We start from the raw sequence: 17,325 nt of genomic DNA on the forward strand, positions 1-17,325 counted from the left end.
CTCAGGCGGCCTTTGCCAGACGGATGACTTTATGCGGCACGTGCGGCACAGGCTCATCCGTTTCAAAGAAAAACTTGTCGTGGCCAAAGGCCGGCTTCAAATCATCCATCCACGTCGCTTCCGCATCGAATTTCGCATAAAACGGCCGCCGCACCCAGTCCGGATTGCGCGCCTGCAAAAATTGCAGGGCAAACAGTTTTTCGCCATTGATGGTGACTATGCCGTCGATGACGATCTTGCCAGGGAATGCACTCATGGACGGTCCGCGCACCGTGCGCGACAGGCCCGACACCATCTGGTAGGCGGCCTGGAAAACCTCGTGCGCCTTTGCCAAGGGCAACTCGAAATAGCCGCGCGGCCCCGTGTCACGTTCGACGAACATGTAATACGGAATCGCCCCCAGGCGCGTGCCCGTCTGCCACAACTCGGCCCAGCTTGCCGGATCTTCATTGATGTGGCGGATCAGCGGCCCCTGCATGCGCAAGGTGGCGCCCGTGGAGACGATGCGTTTCACGGCTTGCTGGGCGATGTCCTGGCGCAACTCAACGGCGTGGCTGTAATGGCCCATCACGGCCAGGTTCTTGCCCGCCTTGACGACGCGCTCGAACAGGCGCATCAAGTCGTCCGCATCGCGGTCGGACACGAAGCGCTGCGGCCAATACGCCACCGCCTTGGTGCCGATGCGAATGTTCTGGATGTGTTCCAGACCCGGCGCCAGCAGCGGCTCCAGGTAGGCGGCCAGTTGCCGCGTGTTCATGATCATCGGGTCGCCGCCCGTGATCAGCACGTCCGTCACCTCCGGGTGCAGTTTCAGATAGGCGGCCAGCTCATGCGATTCGCGCGCATCGAACTTCATGTCGTCCATGCCGACGAACTGGGGCCAGCGGAAGCAGAAGGTGCAATACGCGTGGCAGGTCTGGCCCGCGCTGGGAAAAAACAGCACCGTCTGCGCATATTTATGCTGCAAGCCGCGCACGGGCGCATCGTTGACCTTCGGCACGTTATGCGTCATCTGGCCAGCTGGGTGGGGATTCATGCCCAGGCGCAAGCCATGCACATAGGCATCGATGGCAGCCTTGTCCTGCTTGACCAGCACCAGGTCGCGCAAGTGCGCGTACTGCTCGGGTGGCAGCATGTCGCGGTGGGGAAAGACGAGGCGATAGATGGGGTCGTCAGGAATATTGTTCCAGTCGATCAGCTGATCGAGCACATATTCATTGGTGCGAAACGGCAAGACGTGCGACACCACTTGCACGGCTTCACGCTGCTCTTCCGGCAGCCATTCCCACTGCCGCGCCTGTTGAATGGTCTGCCGCGTATACGGCTTGAACTTGGGTGAAAACGGCTCGGTAATGGGTGCGGACACGATAAGCTCCTTGCCTGTAAATAGCGATAACTTGCATGAAATCAGCCCTACATCGTCCAATTCCAGCCTCTCCCCCCTCATGCCAGACCCGCCCGGCATGCTGTGAAAGTCATCATAATTCTTGCCGTTCGGAACCAAATTGCTACATATCAACAAGCCGTCGATACGTTGCATGCTGCCTACAAGCAACACCTTAGTTTGTTCCATCGCAATTTGAGGGAAGCGTCGGCGACGTAAATTACGACTTGGCAACATATCCCTCGATATCACAAGGAGCTTTCATGAAACGCTTATTCACGGGTAGCCTGCTGTGCCTGGCATTTGCCGGCGGCAGCGTCAGTGCCGCCGTCGAACCAACGGAAAAAGACGCCATCGCCATGGCCGAACGGGGCGCCGCCTTCATGAAGGCGCATGGCAAGGAAGAAATGATGAAGAAAATCACGGCGAAAGACCCGGACTTCGTGCAGGGCTCGCTATACGTGGACATGCGCGACATCAAGACGGGCATCGTGCTGGCCCACCCCATCAATCCTTCCATCGTGGGCAAGGATTTGACGGATGTGCCCGATGCGAATGGCAAGAAATATCGCCGTGAAATCATTGAACTGGCGCAAAAACAAGGCAAGGGCTGGGTCGATTACCAGTACAAGAATCCCACCAGCGGCAAGATCGAACCGAAGACCACGTACATCCTGCGCGTCAACGATGTGGTGCTGGAAGCGGGGATCTACAAAAAATAAGGCAGGGGCGGCGCGCATGCACACCGCGCGCCGCCTGCGGTGTGAACAGCCATAGCCAGGAGTCAAGCATGCTCAATCAATTACGCATCGGACCAAAATTATTGCTGGCGCCCATACTGGTCTTGCTGTTGCTGATACTCAGCTCGACCGGCGCATGGTATGGCATGGTGCGGCAAAATGCCTCGCTGGAAAACATGGTGCGGGTGCGCATCACGCATTTGAAGGCGGCCGCCGATGTACTCGGCGAAGCCAGGCAGGTGCATGGCAATATGTACCAGTTGCTGTCGTGGACCAATGGCAGCTTCGCCAAGGCCCGCCTCGATGCACTTGAACAACAGATCAAGGTGCGCCACGCGGCCATCGGCACCCAGCTGACCACGCTGCGTTCCACGGCCACGGGCGCCGAGCGCACTTTGGTCGATGCGGCCATCGCAGCGCTGGCCGGCTATCGCAAGGCAGTGCTGGAAACCATGGAAATGGCGCAGATGGATCAATCGATCGCCACCAATTCCATGCTCAAGGCGGAAACGCAATTTGGCCAGTTCAACACGCAGCTGGCGCAACTGTCCGCTCTGGAAACGACGCTCAGCAGCCAGGCCCATGCGACGGCCAGCGCCGAGTTTCGCACCTTGGGCTGGAGCCTGCTGCTGACGGTGCTGCTGTCTATCCTCGTCTCCATCGTCGTGACCATGCTGGTGCGGCGCGCCATGCTGGTGGAAATCCGCGGCATTGCCGACGCCGTGCAAGACCTGGCGGCGGGCAAACTGACGGCCGGCGCGCCCAAGCAGGGCAATGACGAAATCGCCGCCACCTCGCGCGTGCTGGACCAGACCATCGCCCACCTGAACCAAACCTTGCGCACCATCATGGACGCTGTGCAATCAATCGACACGGCCTCGCACGAAATTGCCACCGGCAACCTGGATTTATCGGCGCGCACGGAAATGCAGGCCAGTTCGCTGGAAGAAACATCGAGCGCCATGGAAGCGCTGACGCAAGCCGTCAATGACAACGCCGACAATGCCCAGCTGGCTTGCGAGCTGGCGGGACAAGCATCCACCCTGGCTGTGCAAGGGGGCGCGTCGATGCAGCAGGCGGTGACGACGATGGCGACGATACGCGCCAATTCGCGCCAGATCGTGGATATAATCGGCGTGATCGACGGTATTTCCTTCCAGACCAATATCCTCGCGCTGAACGCGGCGGTGGAAGCGGCGCGCGCAGGCGAACAAGGCCGCGGCTTTGCCGTGGTGGCGTCCGAAGTGCGTACCCTGGCGCAGCGCTCGGCGCAGGCGGCCAAGGAAATCAAGACTCTGATCGCCACCTCGGTGACCACCATCGATGGCGGCAGCGTGGCCGTGCAGCAAGCGGGCGACAGCATGGGCGCCATCGTGGCCTCGGTGCAGCAAGTCAATGAAATCATCCAGCGCGTAAAGGATGCCAGCGCGGAGCAGGCGTCCGGCATCACGGAAGTGAATCAGGCCGTCACGCAAATGGATGATGTCACCCAGCAAAATGCGGCCCTGGTGGAGCAGGCGGCAGCGGCGGCGGCCAGTTTGCAGGACCAGGCCGTCAAATTGTCGGCGGCAGTCAGCGTCTTCACCCTGGACCAGCGCCCCGCCGCGCCGAGCGGCCCGACCGAGGAAGAAGCATTCCAGCATCCGGCCAGTGCGCAGCAGGAGCGGCGCGCACTGCACAGCCCGCTGCGCGGCAAGTCCGCCTTGCCCGGCACAAACACGACGCCGCAGCGCCGCCGCAGCTAGGCGGCTGGCGCGCGCATCGGTTTGCTGAGATAGCGCGAGCCGGCCAGCACGAAACGCCACGGCGTGTCCATCGCCTTGGAAATGCCGATGCGCAAACCCGCCTGCACCGTCACCTCTTGTTCGCGGGGCAACAGCATGAACGGCGGCGCATCGAGCGCCAGCCGGTTGTGCATGTGCGTGACACCGAGCGCCTGGCACACCTTGCCCGGCCCCGAGCACAGCAGCCGCGCATCGTCGACGCCGCGCCGCTCGCGCATGATGTCAAGGCCCTCCAAAGGTTCGATGGCGCGGATCAGCACGCCCGCGCCATGGCCAGGCTCGCGGCACACAAAGTTCAGGCACCAGTGGATGCCATACGAGCGGTAGACATAGGCGTGCGCGGGCGGACCGAACATGGCCGCATTGCGCGGCGTCATGCCGCCATACGTGTGCGAAGCCGGGTCCAGCCGGTCATACGCTTCCGTTTCCACGATGCGCCCGCCCACGCCGTCGACCAGCACCGTCACGCCGATCAGCTGGCGCGCCACGCTGCTGGAATCGTCCGCAAAATCGATACCCGCGAGGATTTTTTTCATCCGGCAATTGTACCGCCGCGCATCCCGCCGCACGCCCTGCCCCGCCTTGAAAACAAATGAAACTTGCTCTTTTCATCACAATCATCTTCATGGGCAGCGTCGTAAAATGACGAAAATCGGGGCTGGAGCAGGCCAAAACAGGGATTTTTGCGAGAATATATTGCAGAGATGAACTATTGCCATGCATAAACAGCGATAATCGTCGGGCACTGCGCCAGACGCTCATGAAGCGGGCAGCGGCAGCGCGCGACAGAATAAGCACCGGGCACAAAAATGATGATGAAAGCGTGATGATGAGAGCGGCAGCGCAAAAGCAGGTAGTGCAGGAAGATCCGGTTGACGCCCTGATGCGTTCCATCCGCATCCCGCCGCGTCCCAGCCTGCTGGTCGACTTGCAGCGCGAACTGGCGGAACAGGACCCGTCGCCGCGCCGCATCGCGCGCATCATCGCCGATGACGTCGGCATGTCCGGCGCCCTGCTGAAACTGGCCAACTCGCCGTTCTATGGCGCCGCGCGCAAAGCCAAGTCCGTCGAGCAAGGCATCAATTTTCTTGGCATCAACCAGTGCAGCGCCATGATGACGGGCTTGCTGGCACGCCAGGCGCTGGAAGCGGAAGGCGTGGAACTGACCAACTTCTGGGATGTATCGGCCAAACGCGCGCGCGCCCTGGTATTTACCTCGCGCAAGCTGCGCATCGCCCCGCCCGACATCGCCCACACCTTCGGCCTGTTCTGCGATATCGGCGTGCCCCTGCTGATGAACCGCTTTCCCGACTACGTCAACACGTATGCGGCGGCGGCCAACGATGCGAACAATTGTTTTACGGCACTGGAAGACGCGCGCCACCAGACCAACCATGCGGCCATCGGCTGCTTGCTGGCGCGCAATTGGGGCCTGTCCTCCGATGTCTCCTGGGCCATTTTGCATCACCACGACTACACGGTGCTGGCGGACCCGTCCACGGACGACGCCATCCGCTCGCTCGTCGCCCTGTCGCTGCTGGCCGAAAAGGGCATTCAGCGCTACCATGGCAACAGTACCTCGCTCGAGTGGGACAAGGGCGGCGAGCTTGCCTGCCAGCATCTCGGCCTGTCTCAGGAAGAAGCCGCCGACCTGCTCGACGAATTGCACGAGATGTTCGATACCGACCATTGAGGTATCAGGCGGCCGCGTCCGCCTGTATGATCTGTCCCGGCGCCTGGCCTGAGCCCTGGCGCCTGTTTCCGTTTGCCTGACCCGTATTTCTTAACCTGTTGATCGCCATGCCCAAAAATAAGCGCCCTGTCCCCCGTAAATCCGCCAACACGCCTGAAGACAAGGATGAATCCGTCACACGCATGCTGTGCACGATGGCCCTGAACCTGGCGGAGCAGGAAGACAGCGAATCGCAAGGCACGGTGCTGGCCGAGCAAGCCGTGGAATTTGGCCGCCTGATCCGCAAGGCCCTGAATCAAAAGAAGGATGAAATCCTGTACGACGCCATCGAGCGTTCGAAATACGAAGACGTGGGCGCCTACCAGTATTTGCGCAGCCATATCGAGGAAGCGGCGTCCATTTCCGTGATCCGCCGCGACAACGCACCGGCGATGGAAATCAACGCCTTCGTCGTGCCCCTGCTGGTGCAAAGCACGGGCGGCCTGAAGGAAGCGGACGGTTTCCAGGACCAGGACGCTTTCGAAGCACTGGTGAAAAGTTTCCAGCAGGCAGAACTGGAAAGCGCCAAGGCCAAGGTAGTCCTGATGAGCCATGCCTACGACCTCGATGAAATCGACCGCATCACGTATAGCCATTTGCACGAAATGGTGCGCGATGCGTACTCGTCGATGACGGACAAGAAAATCGTCGCCACGCCGGGCCTGGAAAGCAGCATCGTCGGCTGGAGCGAAACGGCCTTCGGCCCGCAGGACACGGCCGTCGAACTGCGCTTCCTGCTGGGCTTTGCATTGAAACGCGTGGACGACCCGTTCTATGCGGAACCGAAGGACGAAGCGGCGCTCGACGCCTGGTTCGACGCGCGCATGGCCCGCTACCAGCAATGGACGACGGAAGTGGGCGAGCTGGTGAAACGCTGCATGGCGCCGGCCGGCAGCGCCCTGGAAGTGAGCTTCCTGTACCAGGATTTGTTCCACGGCGGCAAGGAACAAGGCATGAGCGAGTACGCGATGCTGCAAATGATGTCCGGCATCAACCATGCCTTGGCGGAAAACAAAGTCGACGCCAGCGATGTATCAGTCGTCGTCGGCCCGGCCGATGAACATGGCGAAATGCTGCTGCGCGTCAACGTCAGCACGGCAAACGGCCAGCTGCTGCACAGCGCCGACAAGCCGCTGGACCTGGCTGCCGACCTGCAGGACGAAGTCGACGACATCTGCGATGCGCTGGCCACCATCGGCGTGACGCAACTGTCCGTCGCGCTGAAATTCGATGCCAAGGGACAGCCGCTGGAAGCGCAGCCGTACGCGCCGGCGTAAGTCCTGCCCCGCCATCTCGACAAGCGGCAGTTATCAAGATACCATCTCCCGTTAGCGTGCGACCAGCCTGGCGCACCTTCCGGAGATGCGCATGCCCCAGCCGCAACTGATCAATATTGCCACCCATGTGCTGGCCGGCAGCGCCGCCATCGGCATGGGCTTGTTCCTGCTGGTGACAGCCAAGGGCACGCCGCGGCACCGCCGCCGCGGCAGGCTGTTCGCGTGGCTGACCTTGCTGGTCTGCGCCACGGCCGCCATCGGCAATCTGCTGTTTGACTATCGTCCCGTCTTTGCCGTGCTGACGGTGCTGGTGCTGTACCAGTTGCTGAGCGGTTGGCGCGCCGTCTACACGCGCGATGCCGGTCCGCAAGCCGTCGATGGCGCGATGACGGCAGCCGCGCTGGTGGCGGGCGGGTTGATCCTGTTGCGCCTGCAGCACGATGCTTCCGGACAGCAAGCCATCGTCGTGCTGTCATCGCTGGGCGGCCTGGCCACCATCCTCGTCTACGACGGCGCGCGCTGGGCCTTTCCCCGCCGCTGGCACGGCATATTGTGGCGCTATGAACATATCTACAAGCTGCTCGCCTCGCTGTTCGCCATGCTTTCCGCTGCCGCCGGCAACCTGCTGCGCATGGGCCAGCCTTGGACGCAGTTGGCGCCATCCCTGCTGGGCTTGATTTGCATCGCTTGGTTCTGGCGGCGCCAGTACCGGCAAGAACGGGCGCAGCGCCTCATGCACAGGCTTGCCGCCTGACATCAGCCACGCAAAGCCAGCCACGCCTGCAATTTCTGCGCATACGCCAAGGTGTAGGCGGGACTGCTCGACGGCAAGCTGACGATGCGGTAGCGCTGCGCATGTTCACCCAGCACCTTGATGCCCAGCTTCGCGGCCGTGCCGCCATTGAAAGCGATCGTGCGCAGCTGCGGCAGGCTGGCGGCCAGGGCCACGAGGTCGTTGTCGTCGCGTTCGCGGATGTTGCTGTCCAGGCTGCCCGTGCGCTGCGCCTGCGCCACCACGTCCCACAGGCCCACGCCGTGCGCCAACAAGGTCGCCAGACGTTCCTCATAGGGCTGGTTCTTCAACTCCACACCCAGCACTTCGCCCAGCAGCATCCAGAACCTGTTTTGCGGATGCGCATAGTACTGGCTGTGCGCCAGCGATTTTTCGCCGGGCAGGCTGCCCAGTATCAGCAAGCGCGTATCGGCATTGACGACAGGGTCGAAACAGCGCTTGCGCGGATCGGCGGCAGCGTCTGGCAAGATGGCTGGCAAGATGGCTGGGCTATTCAAATGAGCGTTCCGAAAAGGAAAATGATGGCCCATTTTACCCGGCCACGCGACGGTGTAGAATTCCCGGACAACCCTGCCTACACAAGAGACCGCCCATGCGCACCATCGACACCCTGCTGGCACAGTATGGCGAAAGCCACCGCAACCACGTCAATGAATGGGTGCACATCGTGTGCGTGCCGCTGATCGTTTTCAGCCTGCTGGGGCTGCTGTGGAGCATGCATCCCAGCGTGGCGCTGCTCGGCAGTATTCTGGCCTTATACTATTATTACAAGCTGTCGCGCCCGTTTGCTGCGGGCATGCTGGCGATGCTGGCCGCCATGCTGGGCCTGCTTCTGCTCATGCCGGCGCTGACCATCCTGCCCGTGTCGCTGGCACTGTTCGTGCTGGCCTGGATAGGCCAGTTCATCGGCCACCAGATCGAAGGCAAGAAACCGTCGTTCCTCGACGACTTGCGCTTTTTACTGGTGGGGCCGCTGTTCGTGCTGGGATTTTTATACAGGCGCCTGCGGCTGGCGTATTGAGCGGCAAGCGCTTACGCGAAGTTGGTAACAGATTTTTACCATTCGTAACTAGTTATCTGAGGCAAGTGTCCTTATGATAAGTCATCATCTGCCGGTCGACGCAATCGGCAAGCAACTTTTGTCCAAGGGAGTCCCATATGAAAGCACCAATTATTGCAGTGGCATTGCTCGCCACCCTGGCCGGTTGCGCCGTACAACCGAACTCGGCAAATGTCTACAATGCGCGCCAGGCGCAGAATGAACAATCGGTTCGCATGGGTACGGTTGAATCCGTGCGCCAGGTAACCATCGACAAGGGTGAAACGGGCACGGGCGTGCTGGCTGGCGCGGCGCTGGGCGGTGTGGCCGGCTCGACTATCGGCGGCGGCAAAGGCGCCATCGCGGCCAGCATCCTCGGCGCCGTCGCTGGCGGCATGGCCGGCAAGAGCATCGAAGCGAATGCCTCGAACAAGGCCGGCCTGGAAATCACCGTGCGCTTGGACAATGGCGACATGCGCGCCATCGTGCAGGACGCCGACGAGCTGTTCCGCCCGGGCGAGCGCGTGCGCCTGCTGTCCGATGGCCGCAAGACCCGCGTCACGCATTGATCCGCTTGCCGGCGCATGCGCTCAGCCGAATGCGCCGGCAGCGAGCAAGGCGGAGGGGTGCAGCCAGATGGCAATCACAGCCGTCACGACGACATACACAAGCACGCTCCATACTTTGATCTGCAGTGAGGCTGGCATGGCGGTCCCCTTCAAAAATGCAATTCAGAAAATATTTACTTGATAATAAAGTAAATATTTTCATAAATTCAACATTTTCCAGAAGCACTGCGCTGGCTCAATGCCTGCCTGCGCATTTGCCAAACTCGACCGGGACGCGCGATGCCCGTATACTTGCGCGATGTCCTCTCCTCTCCTGTTCATCATTGCCTGCCTGATCTGGGGCTCCACCTTCTGGGCCATCACCTTGCAGCTGGGCGATGTCGCCCCCGCCGTTTCCGTGGTCTACCGCTTCGGCCTCGCGTCCGCCACCCTGTTTGCCTGGTGCGCCGTGCGCGGCGACCGCCTGCGCCTGCCCTGGCGCGCGCAAAAATGGATGCTGCTGCAGGGACTGGCCTCGTTCGCCCTCAGCTATGTGTGCACGTATAGTTCCGAACAGTATCTGGTGTCGGCCCTCGTCAGCGTGCTGTTTGCGCTGATGGTCTTCTGGACGCCGTTGCTCAACCGCATCGCCTTCGGCACACCGATCACCTTGAGCACCTGCTGCGCCGCATTCGTCGCCATCTGCGGCATCGTGCTGCTGTTTTACCAGTCCATCGGCGCGGCGCTGCAAGATATTCTGGGCGGCGGCAATGGCCATTTTCTGCTCGGTTTTATCCTGGCGCTGGTGGCAACCGTGTCGAGCACTGCAGGCAACGCCCTCGTCATGAAAGTGCGCGAACACTCCGGCAACGTGATGCTGACCATGGCCTGGACCATGCTGTGGGGCACCTTGATGGTGGCCGTCTGGGCCGTCGCCACGGAACAGTCCTGGCAATTGCCCACGCGCCCCAGTTACTGGATGGGATTGGTGTACCTCGCCATCTTCGGTTCGGTGATCGCCTTCAGCGCCTATTTCACCTTAATCGCCCGCATCGGCACGCAAAAGACCGTGTACATCGGCGTCGTCACGCCCGTCATTTCCGTCCTGCTGTCGGTGCAGTTCGAACACTACCGGCCCGCCGCCATCGAATGGGTGGGCATGGTGTTGTGCCTGTCCAGCGTGGCCTGGGCCCTGACGTCGGGGGCGCGCAAGACGAATACCATCGCTTCCCTTTCCACCACTCCATCAACAAAGGCAACATGAGCACCTCTTCCTCCCTCGCCATCCGTCCCGCGACCGCATCCGACGTGGCCGCCATCTTTGGCATGATCCACGAACTGGCCGTGTTTGAAAAACTCGAACACATGATAATCGCCAGGGAATCCATGTTGCACGACAGCCTGTTCGGCGCCCACCCCGCATGCGAAGCGCTGGTGGGCACGGAAAATGGCGAAGTGGTGACCTTTGCCCTGTTCTTCCATAATTTTTCCACTTTCCTGTGCCGCAAGGGCTTGTACCTGGAAGACCTGTATGTAAAGCAATCGGTGCGCGGCAAGGGTTATGGCAAGCAGATGCTGGTAGCGCTGGCGCAACTGGCCGTCGAACGCGATTGCGGCCGCTTCGAATGGTCGGTGCTGGACTGGAATGAAAACGCGATCAATTTCTACAAGGGCATGGGCGCGGACGTGATGCCGGACTGGCGCATCTGCCGGGTCACTGGAGATGCCTTGACGCAATTGTCGGCAGGCACGCCGATATCTGCATAAACCAATTGCCCAAAAAAAATCCCCGCGGGCTAGCGGCACCGCGGGGTAGAACCCATTGTCAAGTGGGAGGGGGAGAATGCAATCAACGGTTATCAATATAAACGCTGTCGCTTGCGATAGCGCAGACCTTTACATTTGCTTACCGGGCCTTACATTTGACTTAAATCTGCTAACCAAGTTTCACCAAGTGTCGCTTGAAAGACACTGATTATTTCCGTGGTTCAATCAATGTGCCGTGCAAGCCGATATGTTGTTGCGCAACCCCACCGCCACCCTGCGATTTTCTATAGATTTGGTACACTGTCAGGCAGGCGATGCAGCCAGCAACCACGGCAAAAATGACCATGCGACGCTCCTTGAATATGCTTGAAGGAATCAGGGCCTGCGGCACCTGATGATGACCGGGCGAGCAGGGAAGATTCAGTGTGGCATCTTCGCCCTGGCGGGCATTGTGCAATGTCAAACACGCCAATTTGACGGGGTCATGGCATTTGATATGGCGCAAAGTGGCGGCATTCCGCTCACACAAAATGAACGCATCATTACGCACCTGGGAGCCACATCATGAATGTTTCTGCCAAACCGCTCGTCATGAAAATCTACCGCGCCTACCTGCGCTCCCGCCTGGAGCGCTATACGCGCGACTTGCAAGCCATCGCCGAACAGCGCGAGAACGACTTCCAGGCTGAACGCATCCTGCACCAGGCCGTCGTCTCGGTGCGCTCCAAACTGCATTCGCTGTAACCGTGATGCCGTCAGTGCTGCCGGCCGGCCACGGCCCAGCGCTCCACCAGCTCGAACAAGCCTTGCGTCAGCAGGGCCAGCACGGCTGCGGGGATCGCGCCGGCCAGCAGCATGTCGTTGTCGTTCAGCGCCAGGCCGATGGTGATGCGTTCGCCGTAACCGCCCGCGCCGATGAAGGCGGCGATGGTGGCCGTGCCCACGCTCATCACGGCCGCCGTTTTCACGCCCGCCAGCATGACGGGCAAGGCCAGCGGCAAGTCCACGTGCAGCAAGCGGTCGCGCTTATTCAAGCCCAGCGCCAGCGCCGCCATGCGCAAGCCTTGCGGCACCTGCAGGATGCCCGTGCACGTGTTGCGCACGATGGGCAGCAAGGCATACACGAATAGTGCCACCAGTGCCGGCACGGTGCCGATCATGCCCAGCACGGGGATCAATATCGCCAGCAGGGCCAGCGAGGGCACCGTCTGCAGTACGCCGACGAAGGCCAGCACCGTTTGCCGCAGCGGCGCCGAAAACGCCGCCAGCACGCCCAGCGGAATGCCGATCACGCACGCCAATGCCACCGACAGCAGCACCAGGGTCAGATGCTGGCGCGTCAGTGTCCACAAATCGTCGCCGATGATTTTATCGAGCAGCTTGCCGCGCGCGGCGGCCGGTTTGTTCGCCTGCGTGCCGGAGGCCAGCCACTGGCGCGCCACGTCGGAAAAAGTCTTGCCATCGATTTCCACGGCCGCATTCATGGCGATCATGTCGCTCTCGCTGATACGCCCCTGCAAGCCTTGCAGCGCCAGCCAGGCGGCGGGAAAGCGCTGCGGCACGTCGAGCCGGTACAGCAGCATGGCGTCGTAGCGGGGAAAATACTGCTGCGTGTCGGCCAGCACGCGCAAGCCGTACTGGCGTATCTTCGCGTCCGTCGAATAGATGTCGATCACGTCCACCTGGCGCTGCGCCAGCGCTTCATAAGCGATGCCGTGATCGAGCCCGCGCGGGCGCTGCGGCAAGCCATAGCGGGCGGCCAGGCCCGGCCAGCCATCGACCCTGCCGATGAATTCATGCGACAGGCCGAATGTCAGGGCCGGGTGCTGGGCCAGCTGCGCCAGGCTGGCGATGGTTTTTTCATCGCTGCGCACGGCCAGCGCATAGGTATTGTTAAAGCCCAGCGGCACGGCCACGCCCAAGCCCAGCGTCGCCAGCTCGCGCCGCATCTGCGCCAGGTCGATGGCTTTGTCGTGCTTGAGGATTTCGCTGCCGATGGTGCCCATGTATTCGGCATACACGTCGATGCTGCCCGCCTGCAGCGCAGCGAGCACGATGGCCGTGTTGCCCAGGCCCTGGCGGTGCTGCGCCTTGACGTGCGGCGCGGCGCTCTGCTGGATGATTTCGCCGAGGATGTACGATTCCGTGAAGCGCTTCGAGCCCACCTTCAGGGTGCCGCCATCCTGGGCAAGGGAGGACATGGGCGCGGCGGCAAAGACCAGCAACAACAACAGGTAAACAACACGCACGCGGCGCTCCAGGACGGATGATCAATCCGGCAAGCTTACCACCGGCGCGCGCCAGACACCGCCATGCACCACGCCCGCGCACGGGTTCAGGCCCAGCGCATACGCCAGGTCGGCCGGGCGCGCGATGCGCCACAGGGCAAAATCGGCGCGCTTGCCCACCGCCAGGCTGCCCGTTTCATGCTGCAAGCCCAGCGCGCGCGCCGCATGCAGCGTGCAGCCGGCCAGCGCTTCCTGCGGCGTCAGGCGCCACAGGGTGCACGCCATGTTCATCGCCAGCAGCAGGGACGTCATCGGCGACGTGCCCGGGTTGCAATCGGTGGACACGGCCATCGGCACGCCGGCCGCGCGCAAAGCCGCCACCGGCGGCGGCTGCGTTTCGCGCAAAAAGTAATACGCGCCCGGCAGCAGCACGGCCACCGTGCCATGTTGCGCCATGGCGACCACACCCTCTTCCGACAGGAATTCCAGATGGTCGGCCGACAGGCCATCGTAACGGGCCACCAGCGCCGCGCCGCCCAGGTCCGACAGCTGCTCCGCATGCAGTTTCACGGGCAGATTCAAGGCGCGCGCCGCCTCGAACACCCTTTCAGTCTGCGCCGGCGTAAAGCCGATGCGCTCGCAAAACGCGTCGACGGCGTCGACCAGTCCAGCGCCCGCCAGCTTCGGCAGCATCTGCGCGCACAGCAGGTCGATATACGCGTCGGCCTGGCCCGCATATTCGGGCGGCAGCGCGTGCGCGCCGAGGAAGGTGGTGCGCACAGATACGGGCAGCTGTTGCCCTATCCTGCGCGCCACGCGCAGCATCTTCGCCTCGCTGTCCGCGTCGAGACCATAACCGGACTTGATCTCCAGGGTCGTCACGCCCTCGGCCAGCAGCGCCAGCACGCGGGGCAGGCTTTGCCGCAGCAACTCGTCATCGCTGGCCGCGCGGGTGGCGCGCACGGTGGACATGATGCCGCCGCCGGCGCGGCTGATGTCTTCATAGCTGGCGCCATTCAGGCGCGCCTCGAATTCGTCGCTGCGGTTGCCCGCATGGACGATGTGCGTATGGCAGTCGATCAGGCCGGGCGTCAGCCAGCAACCCTGACCATCGTGCAGCACGGCGCCGCTGGCCGGCAGCTCGTCGCCGGGGCCGAACCACGCGATGCGGCCATCCTTGACGGCGATGGCCGCGTCGAGCAATTCGCCATAACCGTGTACCATGGTGGCCAGGTGGACGTTGTGGATGACCATATCCCAGTCTTGCATGGCTTTTCTCTCCTAGATGAACAGGTCGACGCACAACACGGCCGAACGCTGCAAGGCGTCGAGCCGCCACTCCGACGCATCGTCGGCATCGAGCAGCAGCGCGTCATAACGGGCCAGCGCGAACTGCTGTTCCGCGCCGCGCGCCAGCACGTGGCCTTCTCCGGCGACAAACAGCAAGGTCGCCGCGCTGCGCCGTACCAGCCTGCACGGGGCCGTGATTTTTTCCAGCTGGTGGCGGCAGCGGTCGCGCCGCGTCATCACATTGAAATCCGTCGTCGTTCCCTTGACCTGCGCCTCCACGGCCGCCTCGCCGGGAAACCACAGCATCGGTTGCGCCGCGCTCAAGACCACCTTGCGCGCGCCGTCGAACGTCAGTTGCACGCTGTCGCCATCGACCAGCATCAGGCTGCGGTCGATACCGGGAAAGCTGGAAAACGGCCCGCTGGCCGTGATCGTCGCCAGGCTGATACGCCAGTCGAAATCATCGAAGCCGGCGCCGGGGGGGGCAATGGCGATTTCCGTCGTGCTGCCGCCGCCGTTTTTCCACGGCGCGGCGCGCAGGCATTCCTGCGGGATGAAGATCGCCATCAGAGCGCCCTCAGTTGCGCCAGGGTGCGCTTGTAGGCGGCGGCGATGGCATCCTGCGCCACGTGGCGCCCATCGCGCACCTGCCATCGGCCGCCGCACAGCACGTCGCGCACCAGCTTGTCGTTGCCGCAGAAAAGTACACTGCCCAGCACATCGGCGATGGCCACGCCGCACAGGTTCACATGCGCGTCGTCGAGCACCAGCAAGTCGGCGCGGCAGCCGGGCGCCAGGGCGCCGAGCTTGCGCCCGGACGCCTGCGCACCGCCCTGCAAGGCCGCCTGCCACAGATAGTCGCCCACATGGCGCTGTTCCGGCGTGGCGGCCACATTGCGTTGCTGCCGTTGCAGGCGCTGGCCATATTCAAGCCATCGCAATTCTTCCACCGGCGACTGCGACACGTGGCTGTCGCTGCCGACGCCGAAACGCCCGCCGGCGGCGATGAATTCGGCCAGCGGAAACAAGCCGTCGCCCAGGTTCGCTTCCGTCGTCGGACACAGGCCCGCCACGGCGCCGCTGGCCGCCATCAGCGCCACTTCATCGGGCTGCACATGCGTCGCATGCACGAGGCACCAGCGCGCATCGATGTCGATCTGATCGTACAAATACTGCACCGGGCGCCGGCCGCTGTAGTCCAGACACTGGCGTACCTCACCCTGCTGCTCGGCGATGTGGATGTGGATGGGACGGCCCGCGGGCAGCGCTTGCGCCACTTCACGGATCTGCGCCACGCCGGCGGCGCGCAGCGAGTGCGGCGCAAAGCCCACCTCCACCTGCCCGCCGCGCCGCGGCGCCAGCGCTTCGACGATGCGCAGCACGTCATCCGCATCGGTGCGAAAGCGCGCCTGTTCCTCTTTCAAAGCTTGCGCGCCAAAGCCCGCATGGCTGTACAGCACGGGCAGCATGGTCAGGCCGATGCCGCTGAGGCGCGCCGCGGCCAGCACCCGTTCCGCCGTTTCCGCAGGGCGCGCATACAGCGCGCCGGCCATATCGCGCTGCAGGTAGTGGAATTCGCACACGGCCGTGTAGCCATGGCGCAGGCATTCGGCAAACAGCTGCGCGGCGATGGTTTCCATTTGCTCCGGCGTGATGTGGCGCGCGAAGCGGTACATCAGGTCGCGCCAGGTCCAGAAGCTATCCGGCCCGTCCCCCGCGACTTCCGTCATGCCGCCCAGCGCCCGCTGGAAGGCATGCGAATGCAGGTTGACCATGCCGGGCAAGACATATTCGGCCACTTCCGCGCCAAGAGGCGCTGCGGCGTTTTCCGTCACCGCCGTCAGATCGCCGGCCGCGTCCCACTCCAGCAGCACGTCGCGGCGCCAGCCTTGCGGCAGCAGCGCATGGCGCGCGAACAGACAGCCGCTCAACGCGCCACCCATGCCACGGCCGCTGCCATCATCTGGCGCAGCAGCGGCTGCACTTGCGCGGCCAGGTCGGGACGGTAGCCAAATGGCGCCGCGTCATCCATGCCAGGCTCATTCATGTACAGGCACTGGCACATCTCCAGCTGGATCGCATGCACGCGGCCGGCCGGCTGGCCGTAATGGCGGGTGATGTGGCCGCCCTTGAAGCGGCCATTCAAGGCCACGGTAAATGTCTCCTGCGCGCGCGCGATATCGACCACGGTCGACGTCAGGCCCGCATCGCAGCTGGCGCCATCGGCCGTGCCGAAGTTCAGGTCGGGCAGCTTGCCGTCAAAAAAACGCGGCACGCGCGAGGCGATGGAGTGGGCATCCCACAGCACCACGGCGCCATGCACGCGCAGCAGGCGGTCCAGTTCCGCGCGCAGCTGCGCATGATACGGCGCCCAGTAGCGCCGCAGCCGCTGCTGTACGTCGGCCGCATCGGGTTCGCGGCCGGCCAGGTACAGCGGCTCGCGGTGAAAGGTATCGCTGGGCAGCAAGCCCGTCGTATCCTGGCCCGGATACAGATTCGTGTCTTCCTGCGGCCGGTTCAAGTCGATGGTGTAGCGCGACCAGCGCGCCGACAGCACGGACGCGTCCATCTCCTGCAAAAAGCCATACAGTTCGCGCAAATGCCAGTCCGTGTCGGCCTTGATCAGGGCCTGCGGCGTCATGCGCGCGGCGATATCGTCGGGTATGTCGGTGCCCACGTGGGGCATCGACACCAGCAGCGGGATGCTGCCTTCGTTGAAGCGGAAATCCATGCTTGTCTCCTT

19 protein-coding genes are annotated in these 17,325 nt (G+C 62.8%); 10 read left to right on the forward strand and 9 right to left on the reverse strand.

From position 1 onward, the window contains the following. Position 1 precedes the first annotated feature (1 nt). Complete coding sequence (locus FG13_RS15740) at positions 2-1,366, reverse strand: KamA family radical SAM protein (protein ID WP_035822350.1); 1,365 nt, start codon at positions 1,364-1,366, stop codon at positions 2-4. Positions 1,367-1,647: 281 nt separating this feature from the next. Here FG13_RS15740 and FG13_RS15745 point away from each other — a divergent pair, with 281 nt between their 5' ends. Both FG13_RS15745 and FG13_RS15750 read left to right on the forward strand, forming a co-directional pair. Continuing rightward, positions 1,648-2,106, forward strand: a complete 459-nt coding sequence (locus FG13_RS15745; RefSeq protein ID WP_034780434.1) for a cache domain-containing protein — start codon at positions 1,648-1,650, stop codon at positions 2,104-2,106. 68 nt (positions 2,107-2,174) lie between these two features. Then, positions 2,175-3,869: a methyl-accepting chemotaxis protein gene (locus tag FG13_RS15750; RefSeq protein ID WP_035822352.1), complete on the forward strand. Its 1,695-nt coding sequence runs from the start codon at positions 2,175-2,177 to the stop codon at positions 3,867-3,869. On the opposite strand, the gene FG13_RS15755 is transcribed toward FG13_RS15750, so the two are convergent. Further along, a complete protein-coding gene (locus FG13_RS15755; RefSeq protein ID WP_035822354.1) occupies positions 3,866-4,444 on the reverse strand; it encodes a DNA-3-methyladenine glycosylase in 579 nt (192 codons plus the stop codon). The two genes, FG13_RS15750 and FG13_RS15755, sit on opposite strands and share 4 nt — an antisense overlap. A gap of 290 nt (positions 4,445-4,734) precedes the next feature. Here FG13_RS15755 and FG13_RS15760 point away from each other — a divergent pair, with 290 nt between their 5' ends. The 3 genes from FG13_RS15760 to FG13_RS15770 all read left to right on the forward strand — a co-directional run bounded on the left by FG13_RS15760 (position 4,735) and on the right by FG13_RS15770 (position 7,671). After that, positions 4,735-5,601: an HDOD domain-containing protein gene (locus FG13_RS15760; protein WP_035822356.1), complete on the forward strand. Its 867-nt coding sequence runs from the start codon at positions 4,735-4,737 to the stop codon at positions 5,599-5,601. 107 nt (positions 5,602-5,708) lie between these two features. Beyond that, positions 5,709-6,917: a hypothetical protein gene (locus tag FG13_RS15765; protein WP_035828269.1), complete on the forward strand. Its 1,209-nt coding sequence runs from the start codon at positions 5,709-5,711 to the stop codon at positions 6,915-6,917. A gap of 91 nt (positions 6,918-7,008) precedes the next feature. Beyond that, entirely contained in the window at positions 7,009-7,671 is a 663-nt protein-coding gene (locus FG13_RS15770; RefSeq protein WP_035822359.1) for a hypothetical protein, read from the forward strand. Between the two features lie 2 nt (positions 7,672-7,673). Here FG13_RS15770 and FG13_RS15775 read toward each other — a convergent pair whose 3' ends face one another. Beyond that, positions 7,674-8,207: a DNA-deoxyinosine glycosylase gene (locus tag FG13_RS15775; RefSeq protein WP_051959134.1), complete on the reverse strand. Its 534-nt coding sequence runs from the start codon at positions 8,205-8,207 to the stop codon at positions 7,674-7,676. A 95-nt stretch (positions 8,208-8,302) separates the two neighbouring features. On the opposite strand from FG13_RS15775, the gene FG13_RS15780 reads away from it, so the two are divergent. The 4 genes from FG13_RS15780 (at position 8,303) to FG13_RS15795 (ending at position 11,064) form a co-directional block, all read left to right on the forward strand. After that, complete coding sequence (locus tag FG13_RS15780; RefSeq protein ID WP_035822361.1) at positions 8,303-8,731, forward strand: Mpo1 family 2-hydroxy fatty acid dioxygenase; 429 nt, start codon at positions 8,303-8,305, stop codon at positions 8,729-8,731. A gap of 137 nt (positions 8,732-8,868) precedes the next feature. Then, complete coding sequence (locus FG13_RS15785; protein ID WP_035822363.1) at positions 8,869-9,318, forward strand: glycine zipper 2TM domain-containing protein; 450 nt, start codon at positions 8,869-8,871, stop codon at positions 9,316-9,318. Positions 9,319-9,616: 298 nt separating this feature from the next. Further along, positions 9,617-10,561, forward strand: a complete 945-nt coding sequence (locus FG13_RS15790; protein ID WP_035822365.1) for a DMT family transporter — start codon at positions 9,617-9,619, stop codon at positions 10,559-10,561. Next, entirely contained in the window at positions 10,558-11,064 is a 507-nt protein-coding gene (locus tag FG13_RS15795; RefSeq protein WP_035822367.1) for a GNAT family N-acetyltransferase, read from the forward strand. The genes FG13_RS15790 and FG13_RS15795 overlap by 4 nt, the downstream gene beginning before the upstream one ends. Before the next feature lie 208 nt (positions 11,065-11,272). Here FG13_RS15795 and FG13_RS30105 read toward each other — a convergent pair whose 3' ends face one another. After that, on the reverse strand, positions 11,273-11,614 hold the full coding sequence (locus FG13_RS30105) for a hypothetical protein (RefSeq protein ID WP_152598782.1): 342 nt from the start codon (positions 11,612-11,614) through the stop codon (positions 11,273-11,275). A 14-nt stretch (positions 11,615-11,628) separates the two neighbouring features. Here FG13_RS30105 and FG13_RS15800 point away from each other — a divergent pair, with 14 nt between their 5' ends. Further along, on the forward strand, positions 11,629-11,808 hold the full coding sequence (locus FG13_RS15800; protein WP_034746290.1) for a hypothetical protein: 180 nt from the start codon (positions 11,629-11,631) through the stop codon (positions 11,806-11,808). A gap of 11 nt (positions 11,809-11,819) precedes the next feature. On the opposite strand, the gene FG13_RS15805 is transcribed toward FG13_RS15800, so the two are convergent. The 5 genes from FG13_RS15805 to hutG form a co-directional block, all read right to left on the reverse strand. Next, positions 11,820-13,265, reverse strand: coding sequence for a glycine betaine ABC transporter substrate-binding protein (locus FG13_RS15805; protein WP_051959620.1), 1,446 nt, complete (start codon positions 13,263-13,265; stop codon positions 11,820-11,822). A gap of 69 nt (positions 13,266-13,334) precedes the next feature. Further along, positions 13,335-14,561: an imidazolonepropionase gene (gene hutI / locus FG13_RS15810; protein ID WP_035822373.1), complete on the reverse strand. Its 1,227-nt coding sequence runs from the start codon at positions 14,559-14,561 to the stop codon at positions 13,335-13,337. Positions 14,562-14,573: 12 nt separating this feature from the next. After that, complete coding sequence (locus FG13_RS15815) at positions 14,574-15,149, reverse strand: HutD/Ves family protein (RefSeq protein WP_035822376.1); 576 nt, start codon at positions 15,147-15,149, stop codon at positions 14,574-14,576. Further along, positions 15,149-16,525, reverse strand: a complete 1,377-nt coding sequence (locus FG13_RS15820) for a formimidoylglutamate deiminase (protein ID WP_035822378.1) — start codon at positions 16,523-16,525, stop codon at positions 15,149-15,151. The genes FG13_RS15815 and FG13_RS15820 overlap by 1 nt, the downstream gene beginning before the upstream one ends. Next, positions 16,510-17,313 (reverse strand): N-formylglutamate deformylase, encoded by an 804-nt coding sequence (gene hutG, locus FG13_RS15825; RefSeq protein WP_035822379.1) that lies wholly within the window; start codon positions 17,311-17,313, stop codon positions 16,510-16,512. The genes FG13_RS15820 and hutG overlap by 16 nt, the downstream gene beginning before the upstream one ends. Positions 17,314-17,325 lie beyond the last annotated feature (12 nt).

The sequence above is a fragment of the Janthinobacterium sp. RA13 genome (assembly GCF_000745325.1).
In the GTDB taxonomy this organism is placed as follows: Bacteria; Pseudomonadota; Gammaproteobacteria; order Burkholderiales; family Burkholderiaceae_D; genus Janthinobacterium; species Janthinobacterium rivuli.

Bases quoted from the DNA above. Each gene is read 5' to 3' on its own strand.
- FG13_RS15745 (WP_034780434.1), top strand. From the start codon at position 1,648: ATGAAACGCTTATTCACGGGTAGCCTGCTGTGCCTGGCATTTGCCGGC.
- FG13_RS15750 (WP_035822352.1), top strand. From the start codon at position 2,175: ATGCTCAATCAATTACGCATCGGACCAAAATTATTGCTGGCGCCCATA.
- FG13_RS15755 (WP_035822354.1), bottom strand. From the start codon at position 4,444: ATGAAAAAAATCCTCGCGGGTATCGATTTTGCGGACGATTCCAGCAGC.
- FG13_RS15760 (WP_035822356.1), top strand. From the start codon at position 4,735: ATGATGAGAGCGGCAGCGCAAAAGCAGGTAGTGCAGGAAGATCCGGTT.
- FG13_RS15765 (WP_035828269.1), top strand. From the start codon at position 5,709: ATGCCCAAAAATAAGCGCCCTGTCCCCCGTAAATCCGCCAACACGCCT.
- FG13_RS15770 (WP_035822359.1), top strand. From the start codon at position 7,009: ATGCCCCAGCCGCAACTGATCAATATTGCCACCCATGTGCTGGCCGGC.
- FG13_RS15780 (WP_035822361.1), top strand. From the start codon at position 8,303: ATGCGCACCATCGACACCCTGCTGGCACAGTATGGCGAAAGCCACCGC.
- FG13_RS15785 (WP_035822363.1), top strand. From the start codon at position 8,869: ATGAAAGCACCAATTATTGCAGTGGCATTGCTCGCCACCCTGGCCGGT.
- FG13_RS15790 (WP_035822365.1), top strand. From the start codon at position 9,617: ATGTCCTCTCCTCTCCTGTTCATCATTGCCTGCCTGATCTGGGGCTCC.
- FG13_RS15795 (WP_035822367.1), top strand. From the start codon at position 10,558: ATGAGCACCTCTTCCTCCCTCGCCATCCGTCCCGCGACCGCATCCGAC.
- FG13_RS15800 (WP_034746290.1), top strand. From the start codon at position 11,629: ATGAATGTTTCTGCCAAACCGCTCGTCATGAAAATCTACCGCGCCTAC.
- FG13_RS15805 (WP_051959620.1), bottom strand. From the start codon at position 13,265: ATGTCCTCCCTTGCCCAGGATGGCGGCACCCTGAAGGTGGGCTCGAAG.
- hutI (WP_035822373.1), bottom strand. From the start codon at position 14,561: ATGCAAGACTGGGATATGGTCATCCACAACGTCCACCTGGCCACCATG.
- FG13_RS15815 (WP_035822376.1), bottom strand. From the start codon at position 15,149: ATGGCGATCTTCATCCCGCAGGAATGCCTGCGCGCCGCGCCGTGGAAA.
- FG13_RS15820 (WP_035822378.1), bottom strand. From the start codon at position 16,525: ATGGGTGGCGCGTTGAGCGGCTGTCTGTTCGCGCGCCATGCGCTGCTG.
- hutG (WP_035822379.1), bottom strand. From the start codon at position 17,313: ATGGATTTCCGCTTCAACGAAGGCAGCATCCCGCTGCTGGTGTCGATG.